Below are 13,552 nucleotides of genomic sequence, written 5' to 3' on the forward strand. Positions count from 1 at the left end.
GGTACAAGCTGCTTGCTGATGAGCTGCCAAGCTACAATTGACCACCAAACGAAAAGCGACTGCCTGCGTGCCACATATTTACAAAAGTTACCGCCATGCCTTGTGATTTGGTGTGGCGAGTGTGCAACAAGGCTGGTTCACCTTCTGTCATCAGCAGGGCTGTACGCACTTCATGGGGCGGCATGACTGCTTGAATTTGATAATCGCCGTATTCAAGTGGCACATGGTTGATAAGATAGTCGCTGGTATTGGTTTTTTCAAAATCCTGATGGATAAAATCGGCACACAGCTTGGCATTTACCCATCGCTGCTCGTACTGAATGGGCAAATCATCGCCATGATGCACAATATCAACTCGGTGCAGCTGGTCGTCATCGCTTGGCGTGCCACCAAAAAACAGCTCAGCCAGCCAGCGGTTCTCGGGCGTGGTGAGTTGTTCATGGTTTAATGAGCCAAGCGTTAGCACTTGGGCGTGGTAGCGTTGATGGCTTGAGCGAATGTCATTGGCGATGTTTTGTATCTCAATGTGGACATTGTTGTATTTTTGCTGGGCAACATAAGTGCCAGAGCCTTGGATTCGCTGCAAGATGCGTTCGGCTTCTAGTTCTTTGATGGCTCGGTTTACCGTCATGCGAGAAACGCCAAAGTTCTGAGCCAGCGTTATTTCGGCAGGAATTGCAACGCCCGATGCCCAAATGCCAGCGTGAATATTCTCCAAAATGGCGTGTTTGATACGCAGATAAATAGGGGTTTTGTTTGCCATGCTGATTTTAATTTGGTTGAACAAATACTTGAAATATTGTAACCAAAATCTACCAAAAAATAAAGCAATTGGCAACCACCATCAGCAAGATGCAAGCGTTTGGTGGCAATCAAAAGCCGTGCTTGGCTTACTTATTTGTTTTCATAATAGCTTTATCATTTTTGGCAAATATTATCAAAAAATAGCTGTGCTATAATAATTGGCTGTAAATTGCACATTTGGCACTGTGCCAAAGCCAGCAAGCACCAAGTTTATTTTGTGTGCAAGCCTTTAGCCTCTTTAATAATGACAGTAAATCACATGACACCATCAAAACCATCGCAGGATTCTGCCAATTATCTGTTTTTGGTACTGCCACGCTTTGCCTTGCTGTGGGTCTGTATCTTATTGATTCCTATTTCATTTTTTTTCAAGATTTGGTGGCTGCTGTTTATCACAGTGTGCCTGACTTGTCTTGGGATTTATAATATCAACCAAAAACGCCACGCCATTTTACGCAATTATCCAATCAGCGGACACATTCGTTTTTTGTTTGAGAATTTCCGCCCAGAGGTGCGTCAGTACTTTATCGAGGGCGATCGTGAAGAAGTGCCATTTTCTCGTTTGCAACGCTCGATTGTTTATCAGCGTGCCAAAGATGTTGATAGCACGACAGCATTTGGCAGCTTGAATGACTTAAGCAAGCCTGGCACAGACTGGTTTTTGCATTCAGGACGCAGCCACAAAATCAGCGATCATAATTTCCGTGTGCGTATCGGCAACGAACGCTGTAGCCAGCCTTATGATTTGTCGGTGTTTAATATCTCGGCGATGAGCTTTGGGGCGTTGTCGGCAGCGGCGATTGAGTCGCTGAACAAAGGGGCAAAGCAGGGTGGTTTTGCCCATGACACGGGCGAAGGGGGCATCAGCCCATATCACCAAAAGCATGGCGGTGATTTGATTTGGCAGTTGGGAACGGCATATTTTGGTTGCCGAGATGAACAGGGCAAATTCAATCCAGAGACCTTTGTGCAGCGTGCCAGCTTGCCACAGGTGAAGATGATTGAGATTAAGTTATCACAAGGGGCAAAACCCGGCAAGGGTGGCGTACTGCCTGCCTCAAAAATCACCGAAGAAATTGCTGCAACTCGTGATATTCCGATGGGCATTGATTGTATCTCGCCACCAACTCACCCAGAGTTTAGCACGCCACGCGAGCTGGTGCATTTTTGGCAGAGATTGCGTGAGCTGTCAGGTGGCAAACCTGTTGGCTTTAAGCTGTGTATCGGTATGCCGTGGGAGTTTATGGCGATTGTCAAGGCGATGATTGAAGAAGACAACTATCCTGATTTTATCGTCATTGATGGTGCCGAAGGTGGCACGGGTGCTGCACCTGTGGAGTTTATGGATTCGGTCGGTATGCCGCTGGTTGATGCCTTGATTTTTGTCCAAAATACTTTGGTCGGTGCTGGCATTCGCGATAAGATTAAAGTGGGCGTCAGTGGCAAGGTGATTTCTGGTTTTGATATCGCCAAGCTGATGGGTCTGGGGGCTGATTGGTGCAACTCGGCACGCGGCTTTATGTTTGCAGTGGGTTGTATCCAGTCTCGCTCTTGCCATACCAACAAATGCCCAACAGGGGTCGCCACCCAAGACCCTGCTCGACAAAAAGCCCTTGATGTGCCTGACAAATCACGCCGTGTGGCAAATTTCCACCAAAATACCCTCAAGGCACTTGCCGAAATTGTCGGCTGTGCAGGGCTGAATCACCCCAATGAGTTGATGCCGCACCATATCGTTCGCCGTCAGCCAGATGGCTGGATTAAGCTGTTGTCCGAGCATTATCAGTTCATCGATTCAGGTTCGCTGCTGACGGGTAATTGTGGTCGCCGTGTGCTTGATGATATGTGGAAACTTGCTGATCCGAACAGTTTTCAGGCGATGACCATTGCCGATGAAATTGTCGATGCTCAAAATGAACGCACACGAGCCCACCAAGAGCATTGCACATAATGTGTTTGATGTTTCACATGAAACCAGAACCGCCAGCTGCTGTTGGCGGTTTTTTTGGCTAAGTATTTCATAATCAGGTGATAAATGAGGCTATGATGGTTTTTATTTGCATGGCTATGATGGCTTATTGATAAACGCACCGCCAAACATATGCCAATGCTTTTATAAGGGATAATTTTCTTACCCCAAAACCGCAAAAGTGCTTGGCAAATTAAGCGTGGCAGCTGCTCCTTTTTTAGTGATAGATACATGGTGTATTGTGCGGTGGATTTGCCAGCAGATTGACCATTGTGGTTTGCTGAGATGATTAATGCAGGCACGGATATCTTTGTATACAATTTAGCAATTTAATTTAACATAAAATATACAAAAATAAAAAAATAAAAACAAATTTTATCAGTTATAGTAAGGATATCAACAAGGTGGTAATGTCGGCGGTCAGTCGCTGTGTTGATATACACATGATGCCAATGAAGACATCAAGGGATTCAAACAGTTGTGTTTGATAAATTTGTCTTGGATAGATAAATTAAGGATAATCTATGAAATATTTTCGTTACACCCCCCCCTCTTTTCTCGCCCTAGCTAGCCTGTTTGCCATGGGTCTTGCTGTCGAGGCTGTCGCCGCACCCAAGATTAACGGTCGCTTGTATGCCTCCATGTTGTACCAAGACACCAAAAAAACCGAAACCAACCTAAGCGATGCAAGCCAGCCTGTGATTGAGACCAATAACGATCGCACTAAGTTTAGCTCAAGTGGTTCGCGTATCTGGCTTTCGGGCAGTGAGCAGCTGAATGATAAGTTGGATTTGGTTTATCACTTAGAATACAGCGTGTTTTTGGACAATGACGGTGCAGGCCGCAACTTTGGTGCCCGTAATACTTATTTGGGCGTTAAGCATAAAGAATATGGTCAGTTGCACTTTGGTCGTATGTACACGCCTGATGATGCCATTGATTATGTGGCACAGGGGTATTTGTACGCTGATGGCTCGGGCAATTCTTTTGGTTATCATGGTCAGCGTACCAATAACTCAATTCGCTATATGTCGCCTGGTTTTGGCAAAGATAAGAAAAATTCTGTGCGACTGCACTATGCAATGGACGAAGGTGGCGATACGCTAGAATCAGCCGCCAGAGTGAGAGCCTTTAAGGACGGCAAGCCAGCTGACAAGTATCGTGATTTGTTCGTTGCCAATATTTTGCACAATGGTGATAAACTAAAACTGGGTGCGGCATATACTTATGGTGGCGATTTTAGTGCCGTGCGTGGCATGGTGAGCTATGCGGTCAATGACAAGCTGACGGTCGGTGCTTTGGCACAGCAAGTGGATTATGGCAGTGGTGATAATGAGCTTGGAGCAACGGTCAGTGCCTATTATCAATATGACAAAAACAAGCTGGATTTTTATGGGCAGGTAAGTCGCACTGATAATTATGGTGGCTTTAAAGATGGCGAAAAAACCACTGCCAGTATCGGTGCTGTCAAATGGCTCAAAAAAGAAAGCGGCACCCGTGTGCGTGCGTTTGCTTCATTAAACTATGCCGATGCGACCGTGTTTGGTTATAAGGCTGATAATTTGACAAAAACCCAAAGCGAGAGCTTCGGCGTTGAGACTGGTCTTCGCTACGATTTTTGATTTGGAAGTCGGACGCTAGGTCTTAAGTCGTAGCATTTTGCTGATGATGACACTCTGTTTGGTAACAGGCAGGGTGTTTTGTTTTGGGCATGATGGCTGGGTTGGTGTTTGTGCTTGCAATCAATGGGGGCTTATTATACCATAAGACAATACATTGGCTAAGCTGGCAGGTTTTGTTTTGCACAACAAATGCAGCAATAACCTTGACCGTTCTTGTCGACATGACTCTTGGTGGATACGATTTAAGCCCAAGGCAAAATGAAGGTTTGTGATAAGTTGCTTGCAATTTGGAGGAAGTAATTTCCCCAAATATATCTGCCAAAATTCAAATAAGGAAAGATGATGCTAAAAATCAACACAATATTTGAACCTATCTTAACTGGCGATGCTCGCCCAGCAGCGCTACAAGATTATCCTGTGGTGTGCGTACAGCCTGTGGCATGGGGGGATATGGACGGCTTTAATCATGTGAATAATGTTGTTTATTATCGCTATGCCGAATCGGCACGAATTGCATATATGCGAGCGATTGGTTTTTTGCAGGCACGAGAGGATTTATTGACGATTTTGGCACACGCCTCAATGCAGTATCATCGCCCTGTGGTGTATCCAGATACGCTGCTAATCGGTGTGCGAATTAAGCATCTTGGCACAACCAGCATTGTGCAAGAATATGCGATGTTTAGCCAAGCTCAACAGGCAGTGGTGGCAACAGGCGAGGCGGTGATAGTCAGAACCGATCGCACGATGTCAAAGATTGCTTGGTCGGGCGATGAGCGAGCCAAAGTTGCAGCCTTTGAAGGCAGGGAATTTTAGTGATTTTTGGGCGTTATCAAGGTGGCGTTGTTGGGTGGGGTCGGGCTATCCAAAGCCCAATATAACCACCATCATTTATCTGTGGCTGTATTGGGATTATCCAAGCCATCGTTGGCAAAATTTTCCATCGCCAGTAGATGTTCTGGCTGGTGGCAGGGGTTTGGATTGTGCATAATGGGACAGGATTGCCAAGAGGCAGTGGTGATTTGTAATTTGGGTTGGTGTTGTGGCTATTTTAGATGATTAATTATGGCTTGGCATTGGCAGTAATTGGTTATGGTGATGACTCACTTTAAGCATAAAAAATCACTAACAATGCACAATCATAAGCTGGTCGCAATCTGGCATAAAATGGCTGATGATGCCAGCCAAGTGCCACAGACTTGTCATTCTTGTCAAGCCAAACAAGCCAGCCTAGCTGACTTGTGGCGATGTGTTTAGGCTTTGGCTTGCAGTGTTGCCAGTAGTCGTGTATGAATGCTCTCAAAGCCACCATTTGACATGATGATAATCGCATCTCCTGCTTTTGCGTGCAGACTTAGGTGGTCGATGATGGCATCGGTGCTGCCCAGCACCATTTGCCCAGAGGTATCACCAATGGCATCGGCCAGCCCCCATGAGAGGTCTTTTGGCTCATACCAAATCACCTGATCGGCAATCGCTGCCGAGCTGGCAAGTTGATCGCGATGACTGCCCAGCTTCATTGTGTTGGAGCGGGGTTCAATCACTGCCCAAATGCGGCGGTTTTTTAGGCGTTTTTTTGCTCCATCAAGTGTGGTGGTGATGGCGGTTGGATGGTGAGCAAAATCATCAAAAACCAAAATATCACCAACATCACCAATCAGCTCCATACGCCGCTTAATGCCAGCAAATGCAGACAGAGCCTCGCACGCGGTTTTGATGCTTATGCCTACATGATGAGCGGCTGCGATGGCTGCCAAGCCGTTATTGACATTGTGTAGACCGCTCATGCCCCAGCGAACTTCGCCGATTTCATTCCCAAAACGCACGCCAAAGACCGAACCATCTGCCTCGGACAGTGTCGCTTGCCAGTCGGCATCTTGGTCGATGGCGGTACGCAATACAGGTGTCCATACGCCCAAGCCAAGCGTCTGTTCTAGGCTGTCGGTAGCGGCAGGCATGATAATCTGACCTGTGGACGGTATCATGCGAATCATGTGATGAAATTGCGTCTGAATCGCTGCCAAGTCGGCAAAAATATCAGCGTGATCGAATTCTAAGTTGTTCAAAATGGCTGTGGTTGGGCGATAGTGTACAAATTTTGAGCGTTTGTCAAAAAATGCCGAGTCATACTCGTCTGCCTCAATCACAAAATACCGCTCACCCAGATGACCAGAGTGAGCAAAGGCAGATTGCAGGCGACTGTCCGTACTATTTACCAGTGGCACGCCACCAATCAAAAATCCCGTGTCAATCCCTGCATATTGCAAAATCCATGCCAGCATGGTGGTTGTGGTGGTTTTGCCGTGTGTGCCTGCCACCGCCAGCACATGGCGATTTTTTAGCACCGTTTCGTACAAAAACTGCGGCCCTGAGGTATAGGGCAGGCGGTGATTTAGCATATATTCAACCGCCTCCATGCCTCGCTTGCAGGCGTTGCCCACCACCACCAAATCAGGAGCAGGGTTTAGGTGTTCGGCACGGTATCCCTCCCAGATTTCGATACCAGCATTGGCAAGTTGTGTACTCATGGGCGGATAAATATTGGTATCTGACCCTGTAACACGATGACCCAAATCACGGGCAATGAGTGCCAAAGACCCCATGAATGTGCCGCAGATACCCAAAATATGAATGTGCATGACGAACCTTGTACGATGATAAATGGTGAATAATTATGGCTGTTTGTTAATAATTTTTTTCAACAGAATTAACTGAATGACAAAAATAACCACGAATAAAATCAGTGTTTGGGCAGGGATTGACAGACCCATAAAAGTCCAATCAATCACCGAACAGTCGCCATTGGCGGTCAATACGGTGGTCAGCACATCAGATAAAGGCAGAGTCTGCACCCAATATTCCAGACCAGGGCCGCAGGCAGGCGGTTCGGCTGATGGCACATAGTGTAGCCAAGTATGGCGTGCAGCCACACCACCACCCCACAGTGTGCCAGCAAGACTACCTAGCCACAACAACAGGCGGGCGGTGAAATTTTTTGGGTTAAACAGTACCGCAAGCAGAGCAAAAGCCCCCATGGTCCACAGCCCAATACGCTGAAAAATGCACAGCGAGCAAGGTTCTAGCATAAGGTATTTTTGTAAAAATCCGATGGCAAAAATGCTGGCAGCTACCATGATAATGACCAGCAGCAGATTGATTGTGCGATAGTTAAATGTATTCATAAAAAACCTCAGTTAAATGTATTCATAAAAAACCTCTGGGCTTAGCGGTAGGCTTGGAGATATTGAGCAAATTCAATATCATCGGCAGCTTCAAGTTCGGCTTGCTTGGCAAGCGATTGTTGGGCGATGGCATCAAATTTGGCTTCGTCCTCACGGCTTAGGGCATGACCTAGCAGTTCGGCTTGGTGCTTTTGTGCCAACAGTTTGCCCAATGCCCAAGTACCGCCAACACGGTATGAGTCGGCGATGATTTGTGCCGACAGAGTAAATTCTGGGTTGGTTGCCTTGCCTTGCATCATTGCCAATGCACTGCGATAATCATTGCTGCCGTGATGTGCATCAAAGGCATCGGCGATGACTTGCATTTGTGATAGATGATGCACAATCCAATCGTGTAGGCACACTTCACCTGTCTTAGTGGTGATGGTAATGCCTTGTCGTCTGCCATAATTGACAACTGTGTCGATGTTTTGGCTTAGGCGTTTTTCTTCATCAGGCATAAGATAGGGCGAGTCAGTCAGCAGGCAATACAATGCCAACACTTCCAAAAAGCACGCAGTTGAGGTCTCGATACCGATGTCTGAATAAGGGTCAAGGTCAATTGCACGAAACTCAACATACGCAATGCCACGAGCCGCCAGTGCAGCGGTGGGTGTTTCGCCAGCTTTGGTGGTTTGTTTTGGTCTGATTGGGCTGTAGTATTCGTTCTCTATTTGCAAAATGTGGCTGTTGATTTGAATTGGGTTGCCGTCTGCATCGTCTACGCCAATGCGTTCAAAATCAGCATACGGCGTGCCGATGGCAGCTTGTAGACCTGCGATGTATTCGTCCAGCTGATTGTAGCGAATGTCCAGATTTTCTTGTACGCTGTTGGTGTAGCCAAGCTTACCCATGCGTAGGCTTGTGCCGTCAGGTTCGTGATAGCTGCAAGTGCCGCCCAAGGGCTTGAGCGTATGATTGCGACCGCTGACAAAAGTACCACAAACAGCAGGGCTTGCTCCGAGCAGATACAGCACCAGCGGCGTTAGGCGTTTGAAGTTGCGAATCAGTGCCAGATATTTGTCATTTTTAAAGTCGCCAAAACTGCCTGTGCCAGCAGCTTTGTGCCAAGCGGCAAACAAATCATCACCGATGGAGAGATTATAATGTAACCCTGCGATGGTTTGCATTTTGCGTCCATAACGCACACCAAGCCCTGAGCGGTAGAGAGTTTTTAGCTTGCCGATATTGGAGCTGCCATAATCAGCCAGCGGAATGTCGCTGTCGGTATCCGAACTCATGCACGGCATGGACAGTGGCCACATCAATTCGTTGTTTTCTAGTGAGCGATGGACTAAGACATGCAAATCTCGCAACATATCCAACGCCTGTTTGATGGAGGGCATTGGGTCGGTGATAAGCTCTAATAAGTTTTCTGAATAATCTGTCGTGATATAAGGGTGGGTGAGCTTTGAGCCGAGCTTGGCAGGGTGGAAGGTTTTGGCGGCATAGCCATCGGGCTGCATACGCAAGCCTTCTTTTTCGATGCCGCGTTGCATACCTGCCACAAGACTGGGGCTAAACCATACTGGCAAGCGAAAAACTGATTGCGTCATTGTACTGCTCTTTTATTTAGAAAATTGCTTTATTATAAAACACACAACCTAGCTTGGCAAAGGGATTTTGGTATGACTTGTTGGAATTTGTATTTGTGTTTATGCCATAAAACAAAGCCAGCACGCCACTTGCGAGATTGGTTTGTGATTTGGCACAGCTCATGCTTGGCTTATTTTTGTGGCGTAGCACCATGCTTAAGGCTACACGATTTGACCGAATTTAGATAGAAAATGACGAGCCGCAGCCGCAGGTGGTGGTGGCGTTTGGATTATTGACAATAAACCGTGAGCCTTCTAGCCCCTCAATGTAGTCAATGGTTGAGCCAGCCAGATATTGATAGCTTAATGAATCCACCACCAAAGTCTCTGTGCCATGCTCAAAAGTGGCATCATCATCGCCCAATTCTTCGGCAAAATCAAACCCATAGCTAAAACCAGAGCAGCCACCCCCTGTTACATATACACGCAACATGAGTGTGTCATTGCCTTCGGCGGTTTTTAGTTTGGCAAGTTTGGCAGCGGCACTGTCGGTGAGTGTAAGATTTGTATTCATACCTTTTGATAAACCTATAAACAAATGTGTCATCTAAATAGGATTAATTGTTCATTATACAAGGTTTTTGCCAAAAAAAGTTATTTTTTATCATTATCTTGCTAGCTAAGTTCTGCCATGAAGTTTGGCGCCCTTGCCATGGCAATCAAGCGGTTATTTGCTGGGGGCTTTTAGCTCAATTTTGGCGGTGATGGTATCATCAATGCGTTGGCTAAGCAGCAGTAGCGATTCATCATCGTTGTCAATGTGCCATGCCTGTGGCGTTGGCTCGCCTGTGATGCTGACGGTGATGGCTTTGTTTTTTAGGCGAATCATGGGGGGTTTGTGCTGATAGCCTGTATGATCTAGCCCCAAAATATGATGGGCGATGGCAGAGGCTTGTTCACGCAGCACAGCAACGAATCGGCAGGGCTTGCCATAGATACTGATGCAGTCGCCGATGGCATAGATGGCAGGGTTTGAGCTTTGTAGCGTTGTTGGATTGACGATGATGCCATGTTGAGAGTGGTCAATCCCTGCACTTGCTGCCAGCGTCTTATCCAGCATAAGACCCGTGCTGGTGATGACCTCATCAACCAGCAGTTCGCCATTGGCATGGCTTAGCTGATATTGTCCTTGCTTAGGGTGAATGCTCTGAATGTGCGTATCCCCAAGATAACAAATGCCAATATCGGTCAGTGCTGTGTGCAGTCTGGTAGCTGCAATGGGTGGCAGTACCCCAAGCAATGGCAGCTGATCGCGACCAATCAGAGTGATACGATGACCTGCACGGCTTAGGTCTTCGGCAAGCTCAACGCCAATCATGCCAGCACCGATGATGGCAATGTGCTGATTGGGTTTGGTGGCAAGTTTGCGTTGTAATTTGTCAAAATCATCAATATGATTAATCTGCCAAGTATGCTCACAGGGCAGGTTGGCTGGCAGCACAGGCACGGCTCCTGTCGCCAAAATCAGCCGATGATACCCAATCATGCCGTGATTGCTCGTGATGGTCTGAGCGTGGCTGTCAATACTGGTTACAACCGTGTGTGCCAGCAGCGTGATATTAAGCGTGGCAGCGAGCGACTCGGCAGTTTTGTTGATGAGCGTGGCGGCGGTTTTGTTCTGACTAAAGGCGGCAGAAAGTTGTGGCTTGATGTAGCGATCGCCACTGTCGGCAGTGATGAGCGTGATGTCAAGCGTTGCATCAAGTTTACGCAGAGTTTCGATAATCGTCCAGCCTGCCGTGCCACCACCGATAACGACGACACCTGCTTGGGGGATTTGGGAGGGGTTGGTATGCGTATTCATAAGAGTCCTGTCTGGTGGGTGTTTTGGCTTGCTGCGATTGATGTTTTTGTCATAAAAACAAAACAGTGCTTATTATAGCGAATCGCTGGTGATTTTGCTTATTCTAAATTTGCATATTGTGCAATTTGCCGTGTGCCATGGGCGTGATGGTTGTATCAAGCGTGCGGAGAAATTCGCCCGTTTGTCTGCGAAGGCTTGTAATTTTATCATCAATTGGCTATACTGTATTGCTTTTATTATATTTATATGCTGATTGTTAATGATATCTAATCATAGATATAAAAATATCTGCATAAACAGATTTTGATTGGCAAACCAAGAGCCAGTCTTTTAGGTATTTTAATTACACAAAAAGGTGAGTTATGAGCGATTTACAAGTATCTGTCAATGTCATCTCTGACAAAGAAACCCAGCTGACAGTCAAAGTGCCTGTGGGCAATATCCAAAGCAAAGTTGAAAGCCGCATTCGCAGCGTGGCAAAAACTGCCAAGATTGACGGTTTTCGCAAGGGCAAAGTGCCTGTATCACACATTCGTGCCCAGTACGGTGCTGGCATTCAACAAGAAGTTATCAACGATGTGATTCGTGATACAGTATTTGAAGCACTGGCAGGCGAGAAAATCCGTGTCGTTGGCGTACCAAGCATTGACGATGTGAAACTAGAAAATGACTTTTTGGTGTACCAAGCCACCGTTGAGACTTTCCCAAAAGTTGAGGTTCAGGGCTTGGGCGAGATTGAGGTTGAGCGTCAAGTTGCCAGCGTCTCTGATGCAGATGTCGATACCATGATCGAAAACTTGCAAAAACAACGCCAAACTTTTGAGACCAAAGATGGCGAGCTGGTTGATGGCGATGAGGCAGTTTTTGATTTTGCAGGCTCAATTGATGGCGAAAAATTCGAAGGCGGCAGTGCCGAAAATTACAGCCTAGTCATCGGCTCAGGTCGCATGATTCCCGGCTTTGAGGACGGCATGAAAGGCATGAAAGCTGGCGAAGAAAAAACCATCAAAGTTATCTTCCCAGAGGATTATCAAGCCGAGCATTTGGCGGGTAAAGAAGCCGAGTTTGTTATCACCGTCAAAGAAGTGAAGCAAGCCAAATTGCCTGAATTGGACGATGAATTTTTTGCCTTGTTTGGCGTAACCGAAGGCGGCTTGGACAAGCTAAAAGCCGATGTTCGCAAAAATATGGAGCGTGAAGTTAAGCACGCAGCACGCAATCAAGTTAAGCAAGCTGCCTTTGATGCACTGCTTGAGAAGAATGAATTTGAAGTGCCAAAAGCCATGTTAGATCAAGAGATTGACCGCCAACGCCAGCTGATGCTAAATCGTTTTGCACAGCAGTTCGGTGCCAATCCAGCAACTTTTGATGCCAATATGTTGCCAAATGAGTTGTTTGAAGATCAGGCATTGCGTGCAGTGCGTTTGGGGGTATTGGTTAGCCAAATCATCGAAACTCAAAAAATCGAAGTGGATCAAGAGCGTGTAACAGCATTTATCGCCGAAGCTGCCGAAAACTACGAAGATCCACAAGAGGTGATCGAGTACTACACCAATGACAAGGCTCAACGCAGCCAAGTTGAATCTGTGGTGCTAGAAGATCAGGTGGTGGATTATCTGCTTGGTCAAGCCAAAGTCAGCGAAAAAGAGGTAAAATACCAAGACTTGCTGGCGGCGGCACAGCAACAAGCCATCTAATGTGGGCTTAGCCATCAGAGTTGATGCGTCTTAGTCATCAAGATAAATGCCCCAAGCGTCATGCATTGGGGTTTTTATTCTTAAGTTTATCACAGCGGTGATGACTTGGTGGTCTAGGTTGGTTGCTGGATTTGACAAAGTAGCCAGACTTATGCCACACCAGTCGTATTTAAGGAAAATTATGAATAACATGACAAAAAACCCATTTTATGACCAGTTGGCAGATGCCTATCATGCACCTACCAATGCCCTTGTGCCGATGGTCATTGAGCAATCTGGTCGTGGTGAGCGATCGTTTGATATTTTCTCTCGTTTGTTGCGTGAGCGAGTGATTTTTTTGACAGGTCAGGTCGAGGACGGCATGGCAAATCTGATTGTCGCCCAGCTGTTATTTTTGGAGGCGGACAATCCTGAAAAAGACATTCACCTGTACATTAACTCGCCCGGTGGCGTGGTAACGGCAGGTATGGCGATTTATGATACCATGAATTTTATTAAGCCTGATGTATCAACCATTTGCTTGGGTCAGGCGTGTTCGATGGGTTCGTTTTTGTTGTCTGCAGGCGAAAAAGGCAAACGCTACGCACTGGAGAACTCACGCGTGATGATTCATCAGCCGCTGGGCGGTTTTCGTGGGCAGGCATCGGATATTGAGATTCATGCAAGAGAAATCATCGAGCTGAAGGCAAAATTAAACGCATTGCTTGCCAAGCACACAGGTCAGCCGATTGAAAAAGTGGAGCGAGATACTGACCGAGACCACTTCATGAGTGCCGCACAAGCCAAAGAATACGGCTTGGTTGATGTGGTGCTTGATAAACGCCCAAAATCACTATAATT

Annotated in this window: 11 protein-coding genes; 5 read left to right on the forward strand and 6 right to left on the reverse strand. The window is 46.7% G+C overall.

Going from position 1 to position 13,552, the window contains the following annotated elements; translation table 11 throughout:
- Positions 1–31: 31 nt before the first annotated feature.
- Positions 32–763 (reverse strand): histidine utilization transcriptional repressor HutC, encoded by a 732-nt coding sequence (gene hutC / locus EL162_RS02715; RefSeq protein WP_126329923.1) that lies wholly within the window; start codon positions 761–763, stop codon positions 32–34.
- 285 nt (positions 764–1,048) lie between these two features.
- Here hutC and EL162_RS02720 point away from each other — a divergent pair, with 285 nt between their 5' ends.
- The 3 genes from EL162_RS02720 (at position 1,049) to EL162_RS02730 (ending at position 5,211) form a co-directional block, all read left to right on the forward strand.
- Entirely contained in the window at positions 1,049–2,755 is a 1,707-nt protein-coding gene (locus tag EL162_RS02720) for an FMN-binding glutamate synthase family protein (RefSeq protein WP_375537703.1), read from the forward strand.
- 542 nt (positions 2,756–3,297) lie between these two features.
- The gene (locus tag EL162_RS02725) at positions 3,298–4,395 is read left to right on the forward strand and encodes a porin (protein WP_126329927.1); all 1,098 of its coding nucleotides are present in this window, start codon (positions 3,298–3,300) and stop codon (positions 4,393–4,395) included.
- 342 nt (positions 4,396–4,737) lie between these two features.
- Positions 4,738–5,211, forward strand: coding sequence for an acyl-CoA thioesterase (locus EL162_RS02730; RefSeq protein ID WP_126329929.1), 474 nt, complete (start codon positions 4,738–4,740; stop codon positions 5,209–5,211).
- 437 nt (positions 5,212–5,648) lie between these two features.
- Here the strand turns inward: EL162_RS02730 and mpl are convergent, their stop codons facing one another.
- The 5 genes from mpl to EL162_RS02755 all read right to left on the reverse strand — a co-directional run bounded on the left by mpl (position 5,649) and on the right by EL162_RS02755 (position 11,015).
- The gene (gene mpl, locus EL162_RS02735) at positions 5,649–7,034 is read right to left on the reverse strand and encodes a UDP-N-acetylmuramate:L-alanyl-gamma-D-glutamyl-meso-diaminopimelate ligase (RefSeq protein WP_126329931.1); all 1,386 of its coding nucleotides are present in this window, start codon (positions 7,032–7,034) and stop codon (positions 5,649–5,651) included.
- Positions 7,035–7,067: 33 nt separating this feature from the next.
- Positions 7,068–7,577 (reverse strand): disulfide bond formation protein B, encoded by a 510-nt coding sequence (locus EL162_RS02740; RefSeq protein ID WP_076554596.1) that lies wholly within the window; start codon positions 7,575–7,577, stop codon positions 7,068–7,070.
- 41 nt (positions 7,578–7,618) lie between these two features.
- Entirely contained in the window at positions 7,619–9,172 is a 1,554-nt protein-coding gene (gene gshA / locus EL162_RS02745; protein ID WP_076554595.1) for a glutamate--cysteine ligase, read from the reverse strand.
- 220 nt (positions 9,173–9,392) lie between these two features.
- Entirely contained in the window at positions 9,393–9,725 is a 333-nt protein-coding gene (erpA, locus tag EL162_RS02750) for an iron-sulfur cluster insertion protein ErpA (protein WP_076554708.1), read from the reverse strand.
- Positions 9,726–9,878: 153 nt separating this feature from the next.
- Positions 9,879–11,015, reverse strand: coding sequence for an FAD-dependent oxidoreductase (locus EL162_RS02755; protein ID WP_126329933.1), 1,137 nt, complete (start codon positions 11,013–11,015; stop codon positions 9,879–9,881).
- Positions 11,016–11,377: 362 nt separating this feature from the next.
- On the opposite strand from EL162_RS02755, the gene tig reads away from it, so the two are divergent.
- Together tig and clpP are read left to right on the forward strand one after the other, a co-directional pair.
- Complete coding sequence (gene tig, locus EL162_RS02760; RefSeq protein ID WP_126329935.1) at positions 11,378–12,712, forward strand: trigger factor; 1,335 nt, start codon at positions 11,378–11,380, stop codon at positions 12,710–12,712.
- A gap of 190 nt (positions 12,713–12,902) precedes the next feature.
- Positions 12,903–13,550: an ATP-dependent Clp endopeptidase proteolytic subunit ClpP gene (gene clpP, locus EL162_RS02765; protein ID WP_076554707.1), complete on the forward strand. Its 648-nt coding sequence runs from the start codon at positions 12,903–12,905 to the stop codon at positions 13,548–13,550.
- Positions 13,551–13,552: the final 2 nt, after the last annotated feature.

The organism is Moraxella cuniculi (assembly GCF_900637105.1).
In the GTDB taxonomy this organism is placed as follows: domain Bacteria; phylum Pseudomonadota; class Gammaproteobacteria; order Pseudomonadales; family Moraxellaceae; genus Moraxella; species Moraxella cuniculi.

Excerpts from the sequence above, each read along its gene's own strand:
- EL162_RS02725 (WP_126329927.1), top strand. The coding sequence starts at position 3,298 with ATGAAATATTTTCGTTACACCCCCCCCTCTTTTCTCGCCCTAGCTAGC.
- gshA (WP_076554595.1), bottom strand. The coding sequence starts at position 9,172 with ATGACGCAATCAGTTTTTCGCTTGCCAGTATGGTTTAGCCCCAGTCTT.
- tig (WP_126329935.1), top strand. The coding sequence starts at position 11,378 with ATGAGCGATTTACAAGTATCTGTCAATGTCATCTCTGACAAAGAAACC.
- hutC (WP_126329923.1), bottom strand. The coding sequence starts at position 763 with ATGGCAAACAAAACCCCTATTTATCTGCGTATCAAACACGCCATTTTG.
- EL162_RS02720 (WP_375537703.1), top strand. The coding sequence starts at position 1,049 with ATGACAGTAAATCACATGACACCATCAAAACCATCGCAGGATTCTGCC.
- EL162_RS02755 (WP_126329933.1), bottom strand. The coding sequence starts at position 11,015 with ATGAATACGCATACCAACCCCTCCCAAATCCCCCAAGCAGGTGTCGTC.
- EL162_RS02740 (WP_076554596.1), bottom strand. The coding sequence starts at position 7,577 with ATGAATACATTTAACTATCGCACAATCAATCTGCTGCTGGTCATTATC.
- clpP (WP_076554707.1), top strand. The coding sequence starts at position 12,903 with ATGACAAAAAACCCATTTTATGACCAGTTGGCAGATGCCTATCATGCA.
- EL162_RS02730 (WP_126329929.1), top strand. The coding sequence starts at position 4,738 with ATGCTAAAAATCAACACAATATTTGAACCTATCTTAACTGGCGATGCT.
- erpA (WP_076554708.1), bottom strand. The coding sequence starts at position 9,725 with ATGAATACAAATCTTACACTCACCGACAGTGCCGCTGCCAAACTTGCC.
- mpl (WP_126329931.1), bottom strand. The coding sequence starts at position 7,034 with ATGCACATTCATATTTTGGGTATCTGCGGCACATTCATGGGGTCTTTG.